Origin of the sequence: Mesorhizobium sp. M1403 (genome assembly GCF_040317695.1) — a bacterium.
GTDB lineage: Bacteria > Pseudomonadota > Alphaproteobacteria > Rhizobiales > Rhizobiaceae > Mesorhizobium.
Genome location: NZ_JAMYKY010000012.1, coordinates 49136 through 71299, shown reverse-complemented (window position 1 = coordinate 71299; position 22164 = coordinate 49136). Strand labels below are relative to the sequence as shown.

Annotated in this window: 25 protein-coding genes; 14 read left to right on the top strand and 11 right to left on the bottom strand. The window is 62.6% G+C overall.

What is annotated here, in order from left to right:
- Positions 1–14: 14 nt before the first annotated feature.
- Both NKH01_RS19785 and NKH01_RS19780 read left to right on the top strand, forming a co-directional pair.
- Positions 15–635, top strand: coding sequence for a hypothetical protein (locus NKH01_RS19785; RefSeq protein ID WP_353021866.1), 621 nt, complete (start codon positions 15–17; stop codon positions 633–635).
- Positions 636–888: 253 nt separating this feature from the next.
- Positions 889–1824 (top strand): ribose-phosphate pyrophosphokinase, encoded by a 936-nt coding sequence (locus tag NKH01_RS19780; protein WP_023678427.1) that lies wholly within the window; start codon positions 889–891, stop codon positions 1822–1824.
- 99 nt (positions 1825–1923) lie between these two features.
- On the opposite strand, the gene NKH01_RS19775 is transcribed toward NKH01_RS19780, so the two are convergent.
- Positions 1924–2652, bottom strand: coding sequence for an AraC family transcriptional regulator (locus tag NKH01_RS19775; protein ID WP_353021862.1), 729 nt, complete (start codon positions 2650–2652; stop codon positions 1924–1926).
- A 129-nt stretch (positions 2653–2781) separates the two neighbouring features.
- Here NKH01_RS19775 and NKH01_RS19770 point away from each other — a divergent pair, with 129 nt between their 5' ends.
- Entirely contained in the window at positions 2782–4023 is a 1242-nt protein-coding gene (locus NKH01_RS19770; RefSeq protein ID WP_353021859.1) for an MFS transporter, read from the top strand.
- A 114-nt stretch (positions 4024–4137) separates the two neighbouring features.
- On the opposite strand, the gene NKH01_RS19765 is transcribed toward NKH01_RS19770, so the two are convergent.
- The gene (locus NKH01_RS19765) at positions 4138–4815 is read right to left on the bottom strand and encodes an ArsR/SmtB family transcription factor (protein ID WP_352787744.1); all 678 of its coding nucleotides are present in this window, start codon (positions 4813–4815) and stop codon (positions 4138–4140) included.
- An 84-nt stretch (positions 4816–4899) separates the two neighbouring features.
- Here NKH01_RS19765 and NKH01_RS19760 point away from each other — a divergent pair, with 84 nt between their 5' ends.
- The 7 genes from NKH01_RS19760 to NKH01_RS19730 all read left to right on the top strand — a co-directional run bounded on the left by NKH01_RS19760 (position 4900) and on the right by NKH01_RS19730 (position 10513).
- Complete coding sequence (locus tag NKH01_RS19760; RefSeq protein WP_353021855.1) at positions 4900–5394, top strand: DUF2938 domain-containing protein; 495 nt, start codon at positions 4900–4902, stop codon at positions 5392–5394.
- A gap of 258 nt (positions 5395–5652) precedes the next feature.
- The gene (locus NKH01_RS19755; RefSeq protein WP_023719196.1) at positions 5653–6297 is read left to right on the top strand and encodes a 50S ribosomal protein L25/general stress protein Ctc; all 645 of its coding nucleotides are present in this window, start codon (positions 5653–5655) and stop codon (positions 6295–6297) included.
- A gap of 23 nt (positions 6298–6320) precedes the next feature.
- Positions 6321–7046 (top strand): aminoacyl-tRNA hydrolase, encoded by a 726-nt coding sequence (gene pth, locus NKH01_RS19750; RefSeq protein WP_353021853.1) that lies wholly within the window; start codon positions 6321–6323, stop codon positions 7044–7046.
- Between the two features lie 110 nt (positions 7047–7156).
- A complete protein-coding gene (gene ychF, locus NKH01_RS19745) occupies positions 7157–8260 on the top strand; it encodes a redox-regulated ATPase YchF (RefSeq protein WP_352846598.1) in 1104 nt (367 codons plus the stop codon).
- Positions 8261–8474: 214 nt separating this feature from the next.
- Positions 8475–9449, top strand: coding sequence for a magnesium/cobalt transporter CorA (corA, locus tag NKH01_RS19740; RefSeq protein ID WP_023719200.1), 975 nt, complete (start codon positions 8475–8477; stop codon positions 9447–9449).
- A gap of 135 nt (positions 9450–9584) precedes the next feature.
- A complete protein-coding gene (locus tag NKH01_RS19735; protein WP_352482086.1) occupies positions 9585–10046 on the top strand; it encodes a MaoC family dehydratase in 462 nt (153 codons plus the stop codon).
- On the top strand, positions 10043–10513 hold the full coding sequence (locus NKH01_RS19730) for a MaoC family dehydratase (protein ID WP_023719202.1): 471 nt from the start codon (positions 10043–10045) through the stop codon (positions 10511–10513). The genes NKH01_RS19735 and NKH01_RS19730 overlap by 4 nt, the downstream gene beginning before the upstream one ends.
- A gap of 43 nt (positions 10514–10556) precedes the next feature.
- On the opposite strand, the gene NKH01_RS19725 is transcribed toward NKH01_RS19730, so the two are convergent.
- The 4 genes from NKH01_RS19725 to petA form a co-directional block, all read right to left on the bottom strand.
- On the bottom strand, positions 10557–11102 hold the full coding sequence (locus tag NKH01_RS19725; protein WP_023719203.1) for an adenine phosphoribosyltransferase: 546 nt from the start codon (positions 11100–11102) through the stop codon (positions 10557–10559).
- A gap of 214 nt (positions 11103–11316) precedes the next feature.
- Complete coding sequence (locus NKH01_RS19720) at positions 11317–12189, bottom strand: cytochrome c1 (RefSeq protein WP_353021850.1); 873 nt, start codon at positions 12187–12189, stop codon at positions 11317–11319.
- An 89-nt stretch (positions 12190–12278) separates the two neighbouring features.
- Positions 12279–13580, bottom strand: a complete 1302-nt coding sequence (locus NKH01_RS19715) for a cytochrome b (protein ID WP_352516104.1) — start codon at positions 13578–13580, stop codon at positions 12279–12281.
- A gap of 16 nt (positions 13581–13596) precedes the next feature.
- Positions 13597–14157 (bottom strand): ubiquinol-cytochrome c reductase iron-sulfur subunit, encoded by a 561-nt coding sequence (petA, locus tag NKH01_RS19710; protein WP_023719206.1) that lies wholly within the window; start codon positions 14155–14157, stop codon positions 13597–13599.
- A 280-nt stretch (positions 14158–14437) separates the two neighbouring features.
- Here petA and NKH01_RS19705 point away from each other — a divergent pair, with 280 nt between their 5' ends.
- Complete coding sequence (locus NKH01_RS19705) at positions 14438–14782, top strand: cupin domain-containing protein (RefSeq protein WP_352858896.1); 345 nt, start codon at positions 14438–14440, stop codon at positions 14780–14782.
- 27 nt (positions 14783–14809) lie between these two features.
- Here the strand turns inward: NKH01_RS19705 and NKH01_RS19700 are convergent, their stop codons facing one another.
- Genes NKH01_RS19700 through NKH01_RS19685 form a run of 4 tightly spaced genes read right to left on the bottom strand, consistent with a single transcriptional unit; the run spans position 14810 to position 19349 of the window.
- A complete protein-coding gene (locus NKH01_RS19700; protein ID WP_353021847.1) occupies positions 14810–15124 on the bottom strand; it encodes a DUF6665 family protein in 315 nt (104 codons plus the stop codon).
- A gap of 24 nt (positions 15125–15148) precedes the next feature.
- Positions 15149–17032 (bottom strand): ABC transporter ATP-binding protein, encoded by a 1884-nt coding sequence (locus NKH01_RS19695; RefSeq protein WP_352546823.1) that lies wholly within the window; start codon positions 17030–17032, stop codon positions 15149–15151.
- Complete coding sequence (locus tag NKH01_RS19690; protein ID WP_352482081.1) at positions 17029–18918, bottom strand: ABC transporter ATP-binding protein; 1890 nt, start codon at positions 18916–18918, stop codon at positions 17029–17031. The genes NKH01_RS19695 and NKH01_RS19690 overlap by 4 nt, the downstream gene beginning before the upstream one ends.
- Positions 18919–18944: 26 nt before the next feature.
- Positions 18945–19349: a hypothetical protein gene (locus NKH01_RS19685; RefSeq protein WP_353021844.1), complete on the bottom strand. Its 405-nt coding sequence runs from the start codon at positions 19347–19349 to the stop codon at positions 18945–18947.
- A gap of 422 nt (positions 19350–19771) precedes the next feature.
- Between NKH01_RS19685 and NKH01_RS19680 the strand changes: the two genes are divergently transcribed.
- On the top strand, positions 19772–20230 hold the full coding sequence (locus NKH01_RS19680) for a tRNA (cytidine(34)-2'-O)-methyltransferase (protein WP_023719212.1): 459 nt from the start codon (positions 19772–19774) through the stop codon (positions 20228–20230).
- A gap of 170 nt (positions 20231–20400) precedes the next feature.
- Complete coding sequence (gene soxR / locus NKH01_RS19675) at positions 20401–20847, top strand: redox-sensitive transcriptional activator SoxR (RefSeq protein WP_023719213.1); 447 nt, start codon at positions 20401–20403, stop codon at positions 20845–20847.
- Here soxR and NKH01_RS19670 read toward each other — a convergent pair.
- Entirely contained in the window at positions 20844–21101 is a 258-nt protein-coding gene (locus tag NKH01_RS19670; protein WP_023679487.1) for a hypothetical protein, read from the bottom strand. The two genes, soxR and NKH01_RS19670, sit on opposite strands and share 4 nt — an antisense overlap.
- Positions 21102–21206: 105 nt before the next feature.
- Between NKH01_RS19670 and hemF the strand changes: the two genes are divergently transcribed.
- Positions 21207–22121, top strand: a complete 915-nt coding sequence (gene hemF / locus NKH01_RS19665) for an oxygen-dependent coproporphyrinogen oxidase (RefSeq protein ID WP_352787757.1) — start codon at positions 21207–21209, stop codon at positions 22119–22121.
- Positions 22122–22164 lie beyond the last annotated feature (43 nt).

The window sequence follows — 22164 nt, the reverse complement described above, 5'->3', positions numbered from 1 at the left end:
GAGTTTTCAGGCTAATGAGACGATCGCATGTGACGACCGTGTCATTGCTCGCGGCGCTGGCGCTGGCGGCTTGCACCAATGCGAAGGACGTTCTCGAACCCTCGGCCATCGCCCCGCAATCGACCCAATCCCTGCCCGGAGCCGGCGGCGCCGCAACGCCCCCCTCAACTGCGGCGCCGTCTTCCGGCACCGCGCCAACTGCAGATACAGCGCAGCCTCCGGCGGCAGCAGCCGTGCCGCCCGCCAAAAGCGCCGCTGCCATTGCGCGAACCCGGCTGCAGGTGGCGCCGATCGTCGGCGCCTCGGTAGAAGCCGCGACACCGCTGACCGCCGAGCTTCAGACACGCGCCAGGCAGCGTGGCATCACCTTGGCCGGCAGCACCGACCAGACCCCAACGCACGTGCTCAAGGGCTATTTCTCGACCATGACGGAAGGCAAGGACACCACCGTCATCTATGTCTGGGACATCTATGACCCGGCCGGCAACCGGCTGCATCGCATCAACGGCCAGCAGAAGGCGTCCTCCGTCGGTGGCGGCGAAGGCTGGGCGGCGGTCGCGCCGGCGACCATGCAGGCGATTGCCGACCAGACAATCGACCAGTTCGCCACCTGGCTTGGCGGCGGCGCCGGCTGACCTGGAGCATGATTCCGAAAAGTGGAATCCGGTTTTCGGAAAAGAGCATGCTCAGACTGAAAGATAGAAGCTATCCCGATTCTGTCGGCATCGAAGTGGACCTATCGCCGCATCGTCAAGCCGTAAGCGATTATTGAGATTAGCCGGCGGATTCCCATTCACGACGCTTGCAATACCGGCGCGGGCCGCTAAAAGCCCGACTAAGAGGCTGGAGTGCTATCGGAGTCTCTCAATCCTTCGCCAGGAACGGTGCATGAAGCTCTTCGCGGGCAATTCCAACAGGGTGCTGGCCGAATCAGTCGCCCGCTACCTCAACATTCCGCTGGGCAAGGCCAGCGTCAGGCGCTTCGCTGACCAGGAAATCTTCGTCGAGATCCAGGAGAACGTGCGAGGCGAGGACGTCTTCATCCTGCAGTCCACCTCGTTCCCGACCAACGATCATCTGATGGAACTGCTCATCATGATCGACGCCTTCATGCGCTCCTCGGCCAAGCGTATCACTGCGGTTATTCCTTATTTCGGCTATGCCAGGCAGGACCGCCGCGCCTCCGGCCGCACACCGATCTCGGCCAAGCTGGTAGCCAACATGATCACGCGGGCGGGCGTCAACCGGGTGCTGACGCTGGATCTGCATGCCGGGCAAATTCAGGGCTTCTTCGACATCCCGACCGACAATCTGTTTTCCGTGCCGGTGATGGCGCGTGACGTGAAGGCGAAATACAAGCAGCTCGCCAATGTCATGGTGGTGTCGCCGGATGTCGGCGGCGTGGTCCGCGCCCGTGCCCTCGCCAAGCGCATCGATGCCCAGTTGGCCATCGTCGACAAGCGTCGCGAGCGCCCCGGCGAATCGGAAGTCATGAACGTCATCGGTGACGTGCGCGGCAAGGATTGCCTGTTGATCGACGACATCATTGATTCGGGCGGCACGCTATGCAATGCGGCCGATGCGCTGCTTGCCGACGGCGCCACCAGTGTCACCGCCTATACTACCCATGGCGTTTTGTCCGGCGGCGCCATCGCCCGCATTGGCGCCTCGAAACTGCAGGAACTGGTCATCACCGATTCCATCCAGCCGACCCAGGCAGTGCTGGACGCCGCCAATATCCGCGTCATCTCCATCGCCGAACTGATGGGTGAGGCGATCTCCCGCACGGCAACCGAGGAATCGGTGTCGAGCCTGTTCGATTAATACATGTCGCGCAAAAGTGAGCAGCGGTTTTGCGACAACGACATGCATAAAACAAGAACCTAAAGCGCGTCGCATGAGACCGGTCGAACGCGACGCGCTTTAGGGCTGCGACTCAGGCCGAGCCGGACCGCTTATTCGCCGCACACCTTCACCAGCATCACGGGCGCCGCGCATGTAACCGCGTGGCGAGGCTCCCAGCATGCGCTTGAACATGGTGATGAACGCCGGCACGCTGTCATAGCCGAGATCGAGCGCCACCCTTGTGATCGGCTCGCCGTCGGCCAGCCGTGGCAGCGCCGCGAACAGACAGGCCTGCTGGCGCCAAGTCGACAGCGACAATCCGGTCTGGCGATGAAAGGCGCGGGTGAAAGAGCGGCGGCTCATGCCGACGATAGCGGCCCATTCATCGATCGTCGCGTGCGGTGACGGTGCCGAGACGAAGCGCCGGCACAGCGCTGCCAGCCTTGCGTCGGACGGGAACGGCAGTCCGAGTGGCCGTTGCGGCAGGTTCGGGATTTCGTGCAGCAGGAGCTTCATGATCAGCCCGCCCCGCCCCTCCAGCTCGGCGCCCTGCGGCAGCTTTTCCGATTCCACGATCAGGCTGTGCATCAGGTCGGTGATGCCGACGACGCGCAACCCGTCCGGCAGGCCGGGAATGGCCTCCGGCATCACATAGACGGAGCGCATGCTGACGTCGCCCAGCATCTCAACCGAGTGTTCGGTGCCGGCTGGGATCCACATCGCGTGGTCGGGGGGCACCATCCAGCGCCCATGCAACAGCCCAAGATCGGTATCGCCCGCTCTGAACATTTCCCTGCCATGCGGCATCAGCTATGGCCCACTTGCGAAACTATTGGACCAAACCACGAAAGAAGTCGCGTGACAAGCAACGTATAAGGCAGCCGGCCCATAAGACCGCCTGCGGGAGCGCCCGCCAAAAAGACCACGGAGCCTGCCTTGACCGATACCACAGCAACCGCCGACGCCAAGCCGGCAGCGGCCAGCCACATTTCAGCTCAGGCGACGGCCTTCACCGTCATCCTGGCGGTGAGCTTCTGCCATTGCATCAACGACATCATGCAGTCGCTGCTGTCGGCGATCTATCCGCTGCTGAAGGACAATTACGGTCTCGATTTCTGGCAGATCGGCCTTTTGACTTTCACCTTCCAGGTGACGGCATCCTTGCTGCAGCCGGTGATCGGCATGATTACCGACAAGCGGCCGATGCCGTATTCGCTGCCCTACGGCATGGCCTCTTCGCTGATCGGCCTGGTCGTGCTGGCCTATGCCGGACATTACTCACTGCTCCTCATCGGCGCCTCGCTGATCGGCATCGGCTCGGCGATCTTCCACCCGGAATCCTCGCGCATCGCGCGCTTCGCCTCCGGTGGCAGGTTCGGCCTGGCACAGTCGCTGTTCCAAGTCGGCGGCAATTTCGGCCAGGCCATGGGGCCGCTGCTGGCAGCCTTCATCGTCGTGCCCTTCGGCCAGACCAGCATCGCCTGGCTCGCCGGCGGCTCGCTGATCGGCATCATCGTGCTGTGGCAGGTCGGCGGCTGGTACAGCCGCCTGCGTGCCGCACAGAGCACCCGCAAGGCGGCAGGCTTCGTCTCGCCCTTCCCGCGCCGCAAGGTGATGGGAGCGCTGCTGGTGCTGACGCTGCTGGTATTGACCAAGAACGCCTATATTTCCAGCCTTGCCAGCTATTACACCTTCTATTCCATCCATAAATTCGGCGTTTCAGTCCAGATGTCGCAAGTCATGCTGTTCCTGTTCCTCGGCGCCTCGGCCCTGGGCATCCTGCTCGGCGGCCCGTTCGGCGACCGCTACGGGCAGAAGGCGATGATCTGGTTCTCGATCGTCGGCGTGCTGCCCTTCACCCTGGCCCTGCCCTATGCCAATTTCGAGTGGACGATGGTTCTCACCGTGCTGATCGGCCTGATCCTGTCCTCGGCCTTCTCGAACATCGTCGTCTTCGCGCAGGAACTCGTGCCCGGCCGGGTCGGCATGATCGCCGGCATCTTTTTCGGCTTCGCCTTCGGCATGGGCGGCATCGCGGCCGCCGTGCTTGGCGTCGTCGCCGACATGAAAGGCATCGATTTCGTCTTCCAGGTCTGCTCGTATTTGCCGCTACTCGGGCTGCTGACGGTTTTTCTGCCTAACATGAAGGAAGCGAGGAAGGTGACCACGGTCGGGTGAAGCCCGGGTTCGGTTTCTAAGCGAATCCCCTCTTCCGACGCGCCCGTCCAGCCGCCGTGCCATCGCCCGCTGCGGTTATTTGGGCCGGGCCCGGCGACGCCGATTTGGCGGCCGTCAGCCGCTTTCGTAGTTCGTTCCCTCTACACCCAGGCCTGCAGCTGCCCACTCGGGCAAGCCGCCTTCGAACCGGCGCGAGGCCCAGCCTCGTGCCCTCAGGATTGCCAAAGCGTCGGCCGACAGAACGCACTGGACCCCACGACAATAGGCGACAACGACCTTCTCTCGTGGAAGCTCCGCAAGCCGCTGCTCCAGCTCATCAGCGGGAATGTTGATCGCACCCGGCAAATGCCCCGTCGCGAATTCGTTCTGCGGCCTGACATCGAGCAGCACGACTTCGTCGTTTCGCATGCGGCGCACGAGTTCCTCGCGCGAGATGTTTTCCAGCCTGTCCGGCTGGCTAATGCTGTCGTTGATAAACTCACGGATCTGCTCGCGTCTATGGTTTGCAAGGCTTCGCAGCGCCGCGAACACGTTTTCGATTGGGCCATCTGCAAGCCGGTACAGAACGCGTTTTCCGTCTCGCCGGGTCTGCACCAGGCCCGCTCGCTTGAGATGTTGAAGATGCTGCGACGTATTCGCCAATGCGATCCCCGAAAGCTGCGTCAGCTGCTCGACGGCCAGTTCGCCATCGGCAATGTGACGCAGCAGAACCAGCCGGTGGGCATGCCCCAAGGTGCGGGCGAGATCCGCTACTTCGTCGAAGATCGGGTGGTGAACGTCCGTGCTTTTCATATGACTTGGCTAGCATTAATCAATCAATCAATCAATATGTTGAATGATTGGTTAATGTCTGACGGGTGAAACAGGAGAGCAAAAATGTTGGAGTTCGTTGTCCGTGCGGCCGTCATTGGTATCGGCGCGACAGCCCTGATGGACCTTTGGGGATGGTTTCTGAAGCGAATGCTCGCGATTCCATCGCTTGATTACGCCTGGGTCGGCCGCTGGATCGGACACTTTCCGCGTGGCCGTTTCGCGCACGCGAATATCGCGCAAGTTGCTCGCGTTCGCGGCGAAACCGCCATTGGATGGAGCGCACATTACGCGACCGGCATCGTATTTGCCGCGGCGCTGATTGGAGTGTGGAGCCTCGACTGGGCACGGCACCCGACAGTGCTTCCGGCCCTGTTGGTCGGCGTCTGCACCATCGTCGCCCCGTTCTTCGTGATGCAACCGGCTTTTGGGATCGGCATCGCGGCTTCGAAAGTTCCCAATCCGCGCACTGCGCGCCTGCGCAGCCTTATGACCCATCTGTCCTTTGGCGTCGGACTGTACATTGCAGCATTGCTTTCGGCACTGCTGTTTCCGGCCTGACATTGATGGGACACGGTCCGTCCCTGGGCACCTTCCGCCCCGCTTGCACCTCGCGCCGCCTTCCGCTATAGAGCCGCCACCCGCGTAGACACCCTTGGAGGCAACGCGGCGGAAGGCCGCCTTCCCGCATGATCCCGAACAAAGGTCCGCTCATGCGGCTGCCGGCTTTCGGACATCCAGGCCTGGCGGCTTTCGACGTTTACGGCCCCGGCACGTTGCCGGCCGCGAACGCTCCAGAACAACGCGAAAGGAAATGCCATGAGCCACGATACTTACGAGCTCAAGGCCGAAGCGCGCGAACAGGTCGGTAAGGGGTCCGCCCGTGCAGTTCGCCGCAACGGTAAAGTGCCTGCAGTGATTTACGGCGACAAGCAGCCTCCCCTGGCGATTGCGCTGACCTATAAGGACATCTACTACAAGATCCATGGCGGCGGGTTTCTGACCACGGTCGCCACGATCGATGTCGACGGCAACAAGATCCAGGTTCTGCCCAAGGACTTCCAGCTCGACCCGGTCAAGGATTTCCCGGTCCATGTCGATTTCCTGCGCATCGGCAAGGACACCGAAGTCAATGTCGACGTGCCCGTGCACTTCATCAATGAAGACAAGTCGCCCGGCATCAAGCGCGGCGGCGTGCTCAACATCGTGCGCCACGAGGTCGAATTCCACTGCCCGGCCAATGCGATCCCGGATTTCATCACCATCGATCTCACCGGCACCGATATTGGCGATTCGATCCACATTTCGGCCGTCACCTTGCCGGCCGGCGTCAAGCCGGTGATCTCCGACCGTGACTTCACCATCGCGACCATTGCCGGCTCCTCGGCGATGAAGCCGGAGGCCGTAGAAGAGACGACTGAAGCGGCTGCGCCCGAAGCGGCTCCTGCCGCCGAAGAGAAGTAACCCCTTCCCGCCCGGAGGCGACGATGCTTGTCTTTGCAGGCCTCGGCAATCCGGGCGCGAAATTCGCCAACAACCGGCACAATGTCGGCTTCATGGCGGCGGACGCGATCGCCCGCCGCCATTCCTTTTCGCCTTGGTCGAAGAAATTCCAGGGGCTGATCGCCGAAGGCACGCTTGCCGGCGACAAGGTGATCCTGATCAAGCCGCAGACCTTCATGAACCTGTCCGGCCAATCGGTCGGCGAAGCCTTGCGCTTCTATAAGCTCGGCCCTTCGGCGCTGACTGTCTTTTATGACGAGATCGACCTTGCCGCCGGCAAGGTTCGGGTCAAGGTCGGTGGCGGTTCCGGCGGCCACAACGGTATCCGCTCGCTCGACCAGCACGTCGGGAAGGATTTTCGCCGTGTGCGCATCGGCGTCGGCCACCCCGGCGTCAAGGAAATGGTGCACGGCCATGTGCTCGGCGATTTCGCCAAGGGCGACCGCGAATGGCTGGACGTGCTGCTCGACGCAATCGCCGATGGTGCCGGATTGCTTGCCAAGGGCGACGACAATTCGTTCATGAATCGCGTGACGCTGGCGCTGCGCGACAAGCTCACGCCGACGGGCGACGACGACCGCCCGCCACCCAAGGCGCCAAAGGTGCAAAGCCATGTCCGCCAGGCGCGGCCGCAGCAGCCGGCGGCCAAGCTGCCCGAAACCGGCCCGATGGCGGCGATGCTGAAGAAGCTTTTTGGCGGCAAGGATTGAGCCATGGCGCCGTCAGCGCCGCGGGCATGAGTGCACAGGGCTTGACGATCGTCGGCGCTTTCGCCCATAGCCCTGATCAAATTTCGATTTCCCGATAGGACCGGACAAAAATGGGTTTCAAATGCGGCATCGTTGGCTTGCCCAATGTCGGCAAGTCGACGCTCTTCAATGCGTTGACCAGGACGGCGGCGGCACAGGCCGCCAATTATCCGTTCTGCACCATCGAGCCGAATACCGGTGAGGTTGCGGTGCCCGACCCGCGCCTGCAGAAGATCGCCGCGATCGGCAAGTCGAAGGAGATCATCCCGACGCGCATCTCGTTCGTCGACATTGCCGGCCTGGTGCGCGGCGCCTCGAAGGGTGAAGGGCTGGGCAACCAGTTCCTCGCCAACATCCGTGAGGTCGATGCCATCGTCCATGTGCTGCGCTGCTTCGAGGATGACGACATCACCCATGTCGAGGGCCGCATCGATCCTGTCGCCGATGCCGAGACCGTCGAGACCGAATTGATGCTTGCTGACCTCGACAGCCTCGAGCGCCGCATCGTGCAGATCCGCAAGCGTGCCGCCGGCAAGGACAAGGAGGCAGCGACCGTACTTCCCATGATGGAAGCGGCGCTTGAACTACTGCAGGCCGGCAAGCCCGCCCGCATCCTGCTCAACGGCATCTCGGCTGAGGATCTGCGCATCCTGCAGGGACTGAACCTTTTGACGTCGCACCCGGTGCTTTACGTGTGCAACGTCGCCGAAGCCGATGCCGCCATCGGCAACGCCCATACCAGGGCGGTCGAGCAGATGGCGGCCGCGCAAGGTGCCCGCACCGTTGTGATTTCGGCGGCGATCGAGGCCGAGGTCGCCCAGCTCTCGGACGAAGAGGAAATGGAATTCCTGGCAACGCTCGGCCTGGACGAACCCGGCTTGAACAAGGTCATCCGCGCCGGCTACGAGCTGCTGCAGCTCATCACCTACTTTACCGTCGGGCCGAAGGAGACACGCGCCTGGACCGTGCACAAGGGCGCCAGGGCGCCGCAGGCGGCAGGCGTTATCCACACCGATTTCGAGCGCGGCTTCATCCGCGCCCAGACCATCGCCTATGACGACTTCGTCAGGCTGGGCGGCGAAGTGGCGGCTAAGGAGGCCGGCAAGGCGCGCGACGAAGGCAAGGAGTATGTCGTCCAGGACGGCGACATCATGCTGTTCAAGTTCAACACCTGACCAGGCGAGGGAGCCCAGCGGCCACCATTGCCGCCGCTCGATGCCAAACTTCAAAGCAGGGGTCGCAGTGCCTCTTGCGCTGCTTGACGGGCCGTCGTGCGGGGTCTAAGGGGCCTTTGCACCGGCCTCGCGCCTCACCTGCCCGTGTCCGTGCGATCTGACTGACGCGCCCCTCCAACGAACGCTCTTTGGCAACAGCAAGGGAGACCCGGCGATGATCAAGGCCTTCGTCGTCGACAATGATCGCCTGCGCCTGGTCGACGATCTCCTGCAGAACAGCGACACTGTGGTCTGGGTCGACCTCTTCAACCCGACAAAGGAAGAAGAGACGACAATTGAGACCTGGCTCGGCATCGCCGTTCCGACCCGCGAAGAGATGGAAGAGATCGAGATCTCGAGCCGTCTCTACGTCGAGGACGGCGCCTACTTCATGACCGCCATTCTGCCTGCGCAGACCGAGGTGGACGATCCGTTGATGTCGCCGGTTACCTTCGTGCTCGCCGGCAGCAGGCTGATCACCGTGCGGTACCACGAACCGAAGGCGTTTAAGACCTTTCCGCAGCGCGCCGAGAAGGTGGCGACCGGTTGCACCAGCGGCGACACCATCCTGATCGGACTACTGGAGGCGATCGTCGACCGCCTCGCCGACATTCTGGAGCGCGCCGGCCGCGACGTCGAGGCGATCTCGCGCGACATCTTCGAGGCACGCTCGACCAAGGTTTCCAAGCGCAACCGCGACTTCCAGGAGCTGTTGAAAGGCATTGGCCGCAAGGAGGATCTCGCCTCCTCGGTCCGCGACAGCCTGATCTCGCTGCAGCGCCTTGCCGGCTTCCTCGCCCATGCCTCCACGCAGACCAGGATGAGCAAGGATACCCGCGCCCGCATCAAGACCTTGTCGCGCGATGTGCTGTCGCTCGCCGACCACGCCACGTTCCTGTCGCAGAAGATCAGCTTCCTGCTCGACGCGACGCTCGGCATGATCTCGATCGAGCAGAACGCCATCATCAAGATCTTCTCCGTCGCCGCTGTCATCTTCCTGCCGCCGACGCTTGTCGCTTCAATCTACGGCATGAATTTCGACATCATCCCCGAGCTCAAATGGCACTTTGGTTATCCCTTCGCCATCGGCATGATGGTGCTTTCGGCAATCCTGCCCTTCTGGTATTTCCGCCGCCGCGGCTGGCTGTAGGGTCATCAATACCTCCGCTGCGGCTTGGGCGCCGCAGGCTGGCGCACTAGAAATTGCTTGACCAAATGCCGCGCTGCCTGCATCCGGGACCCCGACCCGCAGCGATCGTACAATCCTGAACAGGATTTCCAGACCATGACCGCAAAGACCTGGGCTTATGAGGATTTTGTCGAGGGCGCTTCGCTCGACCTTGGCACCAAGCTGGTAAGCGCCGCCGAAATCATAGAATTCGCCGGCGAGTTCGATGCCCAGGCGATGCATCTCGACGAGGCTGCGGGTAAGGCCAGCATCCTCGGCGGGCTGGCGGCTTCGGGTTGGCACACCTGCGCCATGTTCATGCGCATGCTGTGCGATGCCTTCCTGCTCGACTCGACCTCCCAGGGCGCGCCAGGCGTCGACCAGGTCAAATGGAAACGGCCGGTCCTGGCCGGCGACCTGTTGAGCGGCAGCACCACCGTCCTTGCCAAGCGCCTGTCTAGATCGAAGCCCCGGCTTGGCCTGGTGACCATGCGCAGCGAGTTGTTCAACCAGCGCGGCGAAGGTGTTTTCGAGCTCGAAAACACCGTCATGTTCCTCACCCGCGAGGGCAGTGCGTGAGCCTCGACGAATTCTTCTGCATCGGTATCACCGTCACGCTCGGTTCGCATCGATTCGAACCGGAGGCGATCAAGGCGTTCGCCCGCAAATACGATCCGCAAGTTTTCCACATCGATGAAGAGGCGGCGAGGAACAGCATATTCGGCGGGCTCTGCGCCTCGGGCTGGCACACCGCCGCCACCTGGATGAAATTGAACCTCCAGGCTGGCATAGAGGCAGAGGTCGCCCGCTGGCCCGGCCCCGGGCCGGTGCCGGAATTCGGCCCCTCGCCCGGCTTCAAGAACCTCAAATGGCCCAAACCTGTCTATGCCGGGGAAACCGTGACTTTCACCCGCACGGCGCTGGCCCACCGCCCCATTGCCTCGCGACCGGGCTGGCGGCTGCTGACGCTCCGCTCAGAGGCCTTCGATTCGACGGGCGACAAGGTGATCGAATTCGAAAGTGCCGTGCTGGTGAAGGTGGGGTGAGCGGAATTCTTCCCTTCTGCCACGGGGGAGAAGGAAGAAACGCTCAATGCCCCTCAAACCCGATCAGCGTCCTCACCGGCACGCCGAGCCCCTCTAACCTCTCGCGGCCGCCAAGGTCCGGCAGGTCGATGACGAAGCAGGCGGCGAGAATGTCGGCGCCGATCTGCCGCAATAGCTTGACGGCCGCCTCCGCCGTGCCGCCGGTGGCGATCAAATCGTCGACGAGGATTACCTTCTCGCCCGGAGAAACACCGTCCTTGTGCATCTCCATCTCGTCCAGCCCGTATTCCAGGCTGTAGGCGACGCGCACCGTCTCGTAAGGCAACTTGCCCTTCTTGCGGATCGGCACGAAGCCGGCTGAGAGCTGGTGGGCGATGGCGCCGCCGAGGATGAAGCCGCGCGCCTCGATGCCGGCGATCTTGTCGATCTTCAGGCCGGCATAGGGATGCACCAGTTCGTCGATCGCGCGGCGGAAGGCCCGCGCATTGCCGAGCAGCGTGGTGATGTCGCGAAACAGGATGCCCGGCTTGGGATAATCCGGAATGGTGCGGATCGCGGCAAGCAGCGTCTCTTCGAGCGAGGACTTCATCAAGCGGCTCTCCGGGCCATTCAGATTCGGCTAAAGACGTGAAAGGAATTGGCCAATCGTAACCCGGTGCAGCCAAGTCCGGCTACCGCCATGTGACGCCTGACGGAAAATTGTCCGGCAAAGGGCCTTGTTCAGCGCCGGCTGCGATGAATCGACATGCCTGCAATGAAAAGGGCGCCTTTCGACGCCCTCGCATTCTCTTATATCGCAGGGCTCAGTGCGTCACGCCGGCCCACACCTTGCGCTTGGTCAGGTAGACCAGTGCGCCGAACAGCAGCAGGAAGACCAGTACGCGAAAGCCGGTCTTCTTGCGGTCCTCGAGGTGCGGTTCTGCCGCCCACATCAGGAAGGCCGACACGTCGCGAGAATACTGGTCGACCGTCTGCGGCGCCCCGTCATCATAGGTAACCTGGCCGTCGGAGAGCGGCTTCGGCATCTTCAGCGACACGCCGGACAGGAAGTACGGATTGTAGTTCGTGCCTTCTGGTATGACCATGCCCGCCGGCGGCTGTTGGTCGTAGCCGGTCAGCAGCGAGTGGATGTAGTCGGGGCCGCCCTGGGCATATTGCGTAAAGATGTCGAACACGAAGCGCGGGAAGCCGCGCTCGACGCCGCGCGCCTTGGCCAGCAGCGACATGTCGGGGGGTGCTGCACCGCCATTGGCCGCCGCCGCCGCTTCCTCGTTGGGGAACGGCGGCGGAAAATGGTCGGACGGCTTGCCGGGACGATCGAACATGTCGCCGGCATCGTTCGGGCCGTCATGGATCGTATATTCGGCCGCCAGCGTCTTGATCTGCGCATCCGAATAGCCAAGGCCTTCCAGCGTACGGAACGCCACCAAATTCATCGAATGGCAGGCCGAGCAGACTTCCTTGTAGACCTTGAGCCCGCGCTGCAGCTGGGCCTTGTCGTAGGTGCCGAATGGCCCGGCGAAGCTCCAGTCCATTTCCTTCGGTTCGTCAATCGGGAAATGCGTCGGCGCCGCCTCATTGTGCGCCTCTTCCTGGGCGCTCGCTCCAGTGCCTGTGGCCCCAATGCCCGCGGCCACAAGGCCAAGCAGCGTCAACGAGGCGAGAATCTTCTTCATGCCATATCCCCTTGAGATTCTCTGACGCGCGGTCATCGTCCCGAGCATGATCTTGTCCGAAAACCGGTTTCCACTTTTCGGGATCATGCTCAGCCTTTGGTTTCCGGCGCGGCCGTGGCGCCGGCAGGATGTCCACCGCCACCCTTGTTCTTCTCGAGCACCGCCTCGGTGATCGAATTCGGCAGCCGCCGCGGCGTCTCGATCAGCCCAAGCACCGGCAGCGCTACCAGGAAGAAGGCGAAGTAGAACAGCGTCGCCATCTGCGCCATGAACACATAGCTGCCCTCGGCCGGCTGCGAGCCCAGCCAGCCGAGCAGGATGGCGTCGGCCATGAACAGCCAGAAGAACAGCTTGTACCAGGGCCGGTAGACAGCCGAGCGCACCTTCGAGGTGTCGAGCCACGGCACCAGGAACAGCATTACAATCGCGCCGAACATGCAGAGCACGCCGCCGAGTTTGGAGTTGATGGGCCCGATATTGAAGGTGATGGCGCGCAGGATCGCGTAGAACGGCAGGAAGTACCATTCCGGCACGATGTGGGCCGGCGTCTTCAGCGGGTTGGCCACGGTGTAATTGTCCGGATGGCCGAGATAGTTCGGCAGGTAGAACACGAAATAGGCGAAGACGAACAGGAACACGATCATGCCGAACCCGTCCTTGATGGTCGCGTAAGGCGTGAAGGCGAGCGTGTCGGTCTTCGATTTGACCTCGATGCCGGTCGGATTGTTCTGGCCGACGACGTGAAGCGCCCAGATGTGCAGCACGACGACGCCGGCGATCATGAACGGCAGCAGGTAATGCAGCGCAAAGAAGCGGTTCAGCGTCGGATTGTCGACCGCGAAGCCGCCGAGGAGAAGCTGCTGGATCCAGTCGCCAACCAGCGGTATGGCGGTGAAGAAGCCGGTGATGACGGTGGCGCCCCAGAAGCTCATCTGGCCCCAGGGCAGCACATAGCCCATGAACCCGGTCGCCATCATCAGCAGGTAGATGATGCAGCCGAGGATCCACAGCAGCTCGCGCGGCGCCTTGTAGGAGCCGTAGTAGAGGCCACGGAAGATATGGATGTAGACGGCGACGAAGAAGAACGACGCGCCGTTCGAATGCAGGTAGCGCAGCAGCCAGCCCGAATTCACGTCGCGCATGATCTTCTCGACCGAATCGAAGGCGAGAGTGCTGTCGGCCGCGTAGTGCATGGCCAGCACGATACCCGTCAGGATCTGCGCCGCCAGCATGAGCGCGAGGATGCCGCCGAAGGTCCAGGCATAATTCAAATTGCGCGGCACCGGATAGGCGATGAAGCTGTCATAGACCAGCCGCGGCAGCGGCATGCGCGAATCGAACCAGCGTCCGATGCCGGTCTTGGGCGTATAGGTCGAGTGTCCCTCGCTCATCGAAATATCCCTTGCCTCAGCCGATACGGATCTTGGTGTCGGAAATAAACTGGAACACCGGTACCGCCATGTTCTCGGGTGCCGGCCCCTTCCGGATGCGGCCGGCGGTGTCGTATACGGAACCGTGGCACGGGCAGAACCAGCCGCCGAAATCGCCTTCCTGGCCGAGCGGGATGCAGCCGAGATGGGTGCAGACCTGGACCATCACCATCCACGCTTCCTTGCCCGGCGTGGTGCGGTTGGCGTCGGTCGCCGGCGCGTCGGCCGGCAAATTGGCATTGCGGGCAATTGGATCCTTGAGCTCGGCGAGATTGACCGCCTCGCCGTCCTTCATCTCTTGCTCAGTGCGGTTGCGCACGACCACCGGCTTGCCCCGCCACTTCACAACGAGCGACATTCCTGGCGTCAGCGAAGAGACGTCGACCTCAACCGAGGCAAGGGCCAGCGTCGAGGCATCCGGACGCATCTGATCGATGAACGGCCAAGCGACGGCGCCCGCGCCGACCACCGCGGCCATGCCGGTGGCGACGTAGAGAAAATCACGACGGTTGGGATCCTGGGTGTCGGTTGCGCTCACGGGTGCCTGATCCTTTCGCCTCTTCCGTGCCGGCGGCCGAGCCTTGTTCCCGCTCAATCGCGCCGGCCCGACAGCGCATGGCGAACAGGCTAGCGAATTCCTCCGGCATTTGGGACTTGGGTTTATGCGTGAAGCCTGTTTTTGTCCAGACGGGTGAAGGCACAAGGGCAGATTGTCGCGGGGACGTAATTTGCCCGATGGAATGATTGGAAAATCGCAGGAAAACCAAACGACTGCGTTCGCCTCGACAGCGGGCGCTGGCGCGGTTTATCCTCGCCCTATGGCGCATGTTATAGACCGCGACAAATGGGCCGAGGCGCCCGACCACTGGCAGGGCGAGTTGCAATGCGGCGCCTACGGCTCCAACAGCTGCCTGATCTTCAACTACCTGCCTGAGATCGGCGGCGGCCCCAGGCTGCACAGCCATCCCTATTGCGAGATTTTTATCATCCGGACCGGGACCGGCCTGGTCACCGTCGGCGACCGGCAGATCGAGGCCACGGCCGGCCAGATCCTGATCGTACCGCCGGACACGCCGCACAAATTCACCAATCTCGGGCCAGGCCCGCTGGAAACCACCGACATACACGAGAACGGCAGCTTCATCACCGAGTGGCTGGAATAACGCCTCCCAAACCGATTCCGGTTTGGATCATACGCTGGCGCCGAGCCTGGCCAGCACGGCCTTGGGAATATTGTATTCCCGGATCACCGCGTCGTGCTTGCGCAGGCCGCAGAGTTCGCGCTGGATGAAATAGCCGTGCACCGCGTCGGCTGCGTCCTTGAGCAGCCGGGGTCGATCGTCGCTGTCGCCATTCTCGCGCAGCCTCGTCAGTGTTTTCTCGACGCGCCGGCCGGCGCGGCCGAGCACTGCCGCCTTTTCGCCGAGGATTTCATGGCCAAGCAGATCCAACGCGCTCTCCTGCGCGCCGGACCGTCCAAAATTCGATGGCAATCTCACCGCCATGATTTCACTCCGGTCTATGGAAAACTACTCCGCCGGCCGGGTCTCGGCCAACGCGCTCTCTTCGTTGAACAGGAAGCCGCCGGACTGCCGTTTCCACAGCCGTGCATACAGCCCGTCGAGCGCAACCAGTTCGTCATGCGTGCCTTGTTCGACGATGCGGCCCTCGTCGAGCACCACCAGCCGGTCGAGTGCCGCGATGGTCGACAGCCGGTGCGCGATGGCGATGACTGTCTTGCCTTCCATCAGCCTTGCCAGATTCTCCTGGATTGCCGCCTCGATGTCGGAATCGAGCGCCGAGGTCGCCTCATCGAGCACCAGGATCGGTGCGTCCTTGAGGAAGACGCGGGCGATCGCCACGCGCTGGCGCTGGCCGCCCGAGAGCTTGACGCCGCGCTCGCCGACAAAGGCTTCATAGCCAGTACGATCGCGACTGTCGCGCAGGCCGAGGATGAACTCCTGCGCCTCGGCCTTCTCCGCTGCCGCGATCACCTCGGCGTCGGTTGCTTCCGACATGCCGAGCTTGATGTTGTCGCGCAAGGAACGGTGGAAAAGTGCCGTATCCTGGCTGACGACGCCGATATTGGCGCGCAGCGAATTCTGCGTGACCCTGGAGACGTCCTGCCCGTCAATGGTGATCTTGCCGCTCTCGAGGTCGTAGAGGCGCAGGATCAGGTTGACCAGCGTCGTCTTGCCTGCGCCGGACGGCCCGACCAGTCCGACCTTTTCACCCGGCCGCACCACGAGGTCGATGCCGTTGAGCACGCCGGACCCCTTGCCGTAATGGAACTCGACGTTTCTGACGTCGATGCGCCCACCGCCAACGAGAAGCTCTTTCGCGTCGGGCGCATCGGTCAGGCCGAGCGGCTTCGAGATCAGCGCCTTCGAGTTTTCCAGCACGCCGAGGTTCCGCAAAATACTGTTGAGCTGCATCATCAGCCGGCCGAGCAGCATGTTCAGCCGCAGCACCAAGGACAGCGTGAAGGCGACGGCGCCGACGGTGATCGAGCCTTCGACCCAGAGATAGACGGCAAAGCAGGCGATCGCCGTGATCATGATCCCCGACAGCATGGTCAGCGCCATGCGCACGCCGGTCAGCCGGCGGGTGAACGGGCGCAGCGCGTCGAGATAGATGTCGAAGCCGTTCCTGATATAGCGGTCGTCGCCATCGGCCGAGAACAGCTTCAGCGTCTGCACGTTCGAATAGGAATCGACGATGCGGCCGGTGATCATCGAGCCGGCTTCGGCGGTGGCCTCGGCATGCTTGCGGATCGCCGGCAAATAGCGTCTGGCCAGCAGGCCGAAGGCTGAGATCCAGATCACCACCAGCACCGCCAGCCTGAGATCGAGCCCGGCGACCAGCGCCAGCGTCGTCACCGTATAGACGACCATGAACCAGACGACCTCGATGAAGCTTTCCATCAGATCGCCGGTCGCCTGCCCCGCCTGCCAGACCTTGGTCGCGATACGTCCGGCAAAATCGTTCTGGAAGAAGGCGTAGGACTGGCGCGACACATGGCGATGCGCCTGCCAGCGCACCAGATTATAGAAACCCGGCGTGATCGTCTGCTCGTCGACCAGCGCCGACAGGCCGACGACGATGGTGCGGATGACCAGCACCACGGCGATCATGAAGACAAGTTCGGGGCCGGCGGCAGTCCACAAGGCATGCCAGCTGCGTTCGCCAGGAAGCTGGTCGAGGATGTCGACCAGCCGCCCGACGAAGTAGAACAGTCCGGCCTCGACCAACGGCGCGATGCCGCCGATCACCAGCATGGCGAAGAAAGCGATCTTCGCCTGCCCGACATAGTGCCAGAGGAAACCCCTGACGCCGGCAGGTGGCCGAAGGTCCGCGGGCTCCCGGAACGGATAGACCCAGTTCTCGAACCAGCGGTAGATGGCAGTCATCATTCGGCGGCTTCACCCTTGGCGAGTGCATCGTTGGCGGCTGCATCGTTGGCAGAGGGGCCGTCGTCGAGCAGGAAGCCGCCCGACTGGCGCTGCCAGAGCTGGGCGTAGAGCCCGCCGCTGGCAACGAGTTCCTCATGCGAACCTTCTTCGATGACGCGGCCCTTGTCCATGACGACGAGCCGGTCCATGGCGGCGATCGTCGACAGCCGGTGCGCGATGGCGATGACGGTCTTGCCTTGCATCAGTTTGTAGAGGTTCTCCTGGATGGCCGCCTCGGCCTCGGAATCGAGCGCGGACGTCGCCTCGTCGAGAATGAGGATCGGCGCGTCCTTCAGCATAACGCGGGCAATGGCAATGCGTTGCCGCTGGCCGCCGGACAATTTGACGCCACGATCGCCGACATGCGCGTCGAAATTCTTGCGGCCACCGGCGTCCGAAAGCCCTGATATGAAATCAAGCGCTTCGGCGCGGCGTGCCGCCTCGACCAGCATCTCGTCACTGGCGTCCGGCCGGCCATAGAGGATGTTCTCGCGCACCGAACGATGCAGCAGCGAGGTGTCCTGCGTGACCATGCCGATCTGGGCGCGCAGCGAGTCCTGCGTCACCGCCGCGATGTCCTGGCCGTCGATCAGGATCTTGCCGCTTTCAAGGTCGTAGAAGCGCAACAGAAGATTGACCAGCGTCGACTTGCCGGCACCCGAACGGCCGACGATGCCGACCTTCTCGCCCGGCTTCACCGTCAGCGACAGGCTTTCGATCACGCCCTTCTGCTTGCCGTAGTGGAAGCGGATGTCCTCAAAACGGATCTCGCCCTTGGTCACGGCAATATCCTTGGCCCCAGGCCTGTCTTCGACGAGGCGGGGCAGCGAGATCGAGCTGATGCCGTCTTGCACCGTGCCGATATTCTCGAACAGCGTGGACATCTCCCACATGATCCATTGCGACATGCCCCACAGCCGAAGCACGAGGCCGATGACTAGGGCGACGGCGCCGATCGTCACGGCCTGGCCGAGCCACAGCCACAGCGAGATCGCCGTGACCGAAAACAACAGCAGCGAATTCAGGATGTAGAGCAGGCCGTAGAGCTGCGTCACCAGCCGCATCGACCGATAGACGGTATCGAGAAAGCCGGCCATGCCTTCCCGGGCGAAGGACGCTTCGCGCCGCGCATGCGAGAACAGCTTGACCGTCTGGATGTTGGAGTAGCTGTCGACGACACGGCCGGTCATGGTCGAGCGCGCATTGGCCTGCTCCTCACCGACCTTGCCCAGCCGCGGGATAAAATAGCGCAAGAGCAGGACATAGCCGGCAAGCCAGACGGCAAGCGGCGCCGCCAGCCGCCAGTCTGCCGAGCCGACGATGAACAGCATGCCGAGAAAATAGACGACGATATAATTGAGCACGTCGATGAGCTTGATGACGCATTCGCGCACCGCGAGCGCAGTCTGCATCAGCTTGGTCGCGATGCGTCCGGCGAACTCGTCCTGATAGAAGCTCATCGACTGCTTGAGCAGATAGCGATGCACCTGCCAGCGGATACGCATCGGATAGTTGCCCATCAGCGTCTGCTGGTTGAGGAGCGAATGGAACCAGACCGTCGCCGGCAGCGCGAAAACCACGATGAAGGCCATGCCGGCCAGCTTCAAGCCTTCGGTCTGCAGGAACGTCTCGCGATTCTGCGCCGACAGCCAGTCGACGATCCGGCCCATGAAGCCGAACATCCACACCTCAGCCAGCGCGATGGCCGTCACCAGCACCGCATCGAGAGCGATGTAGGGCCACGCGCCGCGCGTATAATGCACGCAGAAGGCGATCAGCGTCCTCGGCGGCTCGACCGGTTCCGCAGCCGGAAACGGATCGAGCCTTTTTTCAAACCAGCTAAACATAGTGATGCTCACAATATTGTTTCCGCTCACGCGGCACGGGAACGGACGACGTGCCCAGACCGCATGGCGTCAAGGACCGGCGATACGGAATCGTCCGCCTCGCCGGTCCTGCTTCGCGCTATATAGGTTGTCGCGGGCCTTTCGCCGACAGTTTCGTTTGACGATGCTGACGACGTTTTGACGATCCGGATTTTCGCGCCGGTTTTTGCACCAGGCCGGATCAGCCTGATGATCCGGCGCACCAGCGACGGCCGGCTATAGTCCGGAACGGCATGCGAGAAATCGACGTCCGGCAGCATGCCGCGATGCGGACGCTGGCGGGTCTCGGCGTGAACCGCCGACGAGTAGGTCTCGCCGATTAAAAGCGCCCAAGTCGCGGTTTTGCGCTCGTGCAGGCTTCTTGAGCCGGGTATTCTACAGGGATCGAACATCGGTCCGTCCTCCAGTTGAAGATGCAGATAGAAGGGTGAACCAACCCGGACCGTGGGCACGCGCCGCGCGGCAAGGGTGATATCGGTCGAAGCACGTTCAGGTGGGGCGTTCAGCCCCCTTCGACAGCTTGAAAAACATCGCCGGATTCCTTCGAAGGCCGAAAAAGGTTTCGGCGGGAATCGGTGCGATTGAAGTCTAGAAGTTCAGGAGAATCGTCGTACCGAAACCGCCGTCGGGCTGGTAAGCCCACGAGAGGGGTGGTGGATGTGCATGGCCATCATGAATTACCCCTTCATCGGTTCGGGTTGACAATGCTGGCCGTATAACCGACTTCGCAGAAAATGACCACCCGCCAGTCCAGGAATTTCCAAAACCGCGAGAGCTCTGTGGCTGATCTGCCACTTATTAGAAAGACGCGGAAATGAACGACCGTCTCCGCATTGCGCTCTACCAGCCGGATATCGCCGGCAATACCGGGACTATCCTGCGCTTCGCCGCTTGCCTCGGCCTTGGGGTCGACATCATCGAACCGACCGGCTTCCCGCTCTCCGACCGGGCGCTGAAACGGGCCGGCATGGACTATCTCGAAATGGCGGCGCTGACCCGGCATGTCGACTGGCACGCCTTCGAGGACTGGCGTAAAGGCGAAGCGCGGCGGCTGGTGCTGCTGTCGACCAAAGCCGCGAGCGCCTATACGGATTTCGTCTTCACCGGCGCCGACGTTCTTCTGTTCGGCCGCGAATCCGCAGGCGTTCCGGATCATGTCCACGAGGCGGCGGATGCGCGACTGACCATCCCGATGCAGGGCACCGCGCGCAGCATCAACGTCGCGCTTTCCGTCGCCATGGTGGCTGGCGAGGCGATGCGGCAGCTTGGATAGGATTTGCAGACCGTCGGCGCGCGCGGCGAGTACGGCCGCTTTCTGGTCGACGACTGCGCCCTCTCTTGTCATTCTAACCCAGGCGCACATCGCCTTCTCCTGCGGTTTGCCTATCCAGAATTTCTTCGTTACAAGCTCAACTTAACTTGAGGTCAAGCGGAAAATCGGAGATGGCTGCGGCAACGGAATTGACAGTCGGCCAGGTGGCGATGCGCAGCGGCGTCGCGGTGTCGGCGCTGCATTTCTACGAAGCGCGCGGGCTGATCCGCAGCCACCGTACCGCCGGTAATCAGCGGCGCTACGGCCGCGACGTGCTGAGGCGTGTGGCGATCATAAAGGTGGCGCAGGAGGTCGGCATTTCGTTGGCCGAGATCGGCACAGCACTTCGATCACTGCCTGAAGGCCGAACGCCGACGCGCGAGGACTGGAATCTGCTGTCGACGGCCTGGCGCGACGAGCTCGACCAGAAGATTGCCCAGCTCAAGAAGCTGCGCGACGGGCTGACCGACTGCATCGGCTGCGGCTGCATGTCGATTGACAAATGCCCGCTGCGGAACAAGGGCGACCGGCTGAGCACCCGGGGGCCGGGAGCGAGACGGCTGTTGATCGAGCGTTAATCCGCCGCCGGCAGCCGCCTGATGGTGAATTCGATGACGTCGCCCGGCCGCTCAAACCAGCTCTCGATCTCGGTCCAATAGGCCTGCTTGGGAAAGCGCTCGAACCATTCCTTCGCCTTGAGACGAGCGTCGGAGCGCGGCAGCACGAAGGTCTCGCGCAGAAATCCGTCGCGCGGCATGCGCGCGTTCTCGGCGCGTGAACGGTCGAGCCTCTTCTTCAGGCCATCCAGCGGCGGTCTTGCCGGGGTGCGCACGAAAGAACTCCATTCACACTTGACCCTTGCACCTAAGAGATTAGGGATCGCGGCCGGAAAAGACGAGTCATTTGTCGGGGTACGCCCCGCAACCGGAGACAGGATTTGCAACGACCCGAGATACCGGCGGGGCTGCCAGCCGACATCGAACAGAAGAAGACGAAGGCACGGCTGTGGTTCGAGACGTTGCGCGAGCGCATCTGCGCCAGCTTCGAGCAGATCGAGCAGGACCTGCAGGGGCCGCAGGCCAGCTGGTCGCCCGGTCGCTTCGAAAAGACGCCGTGGCAACGCGATGCCGGCAAGGGCGGCGGCGGCATCATGTCGATGATGCACGGCCGCGTCTTCGAGAAGGTCGGCGTCCACACCTCGACCGTCCATGGCGAGTTCTCGCCCGAATTCAGGAAGCAGATGCCGGGCGCCGAAGAGGACCCGTCCTTCTGGGCGAGCGGCATTTCGCTGATCGCCCATCCGTGGAACCCCAACGTGCCGGCCGTGCATATGAACACGCGCATGGTCGTCACCTCGCGCCAGTGGTTCGGCGGCGGCGCCGACCTGACACCGGTGCTCGACCGCCGCCGCAGCCAGGACGACCCCGACACGATCGCCTTCCACAGGGCGATGCAATTTGCCTGCGAGAAGAACGCGGCGATCGCCGACTACGCGAAATTCAAGGCCTGGTGCGACGAGTACTTCTACCTGCCGCACCGCGACGAGCCACGCGGCACCGGCGGTATCTTCTTCGACTGGCTGCATTCGGGCGAGGACAAAGGCGGCTGGGACGCCGATTTCAACTTCGTCCAGGACGTTGGGCGATCTTTTCTCGTCGTCTACGGACATCTGGTGCGCGCCAACTTCAATGATAACTGGACCGATGGCGACCGTGACGAGCAGCTCATCCGTCGCGGCCGCTATGTCGAATTCAACTTGCTTCACGATCGCGGCACCATCTTCGGGCTGAAGACCGGCGGCAATGTCGCGTCGATCCTGTCCAGCCTGCCGCCTGAGGTGAAATGGCCGTAAAATCTCGGTGAGCGCAACGTGAGCCGCAATCGGGTCCAAATCC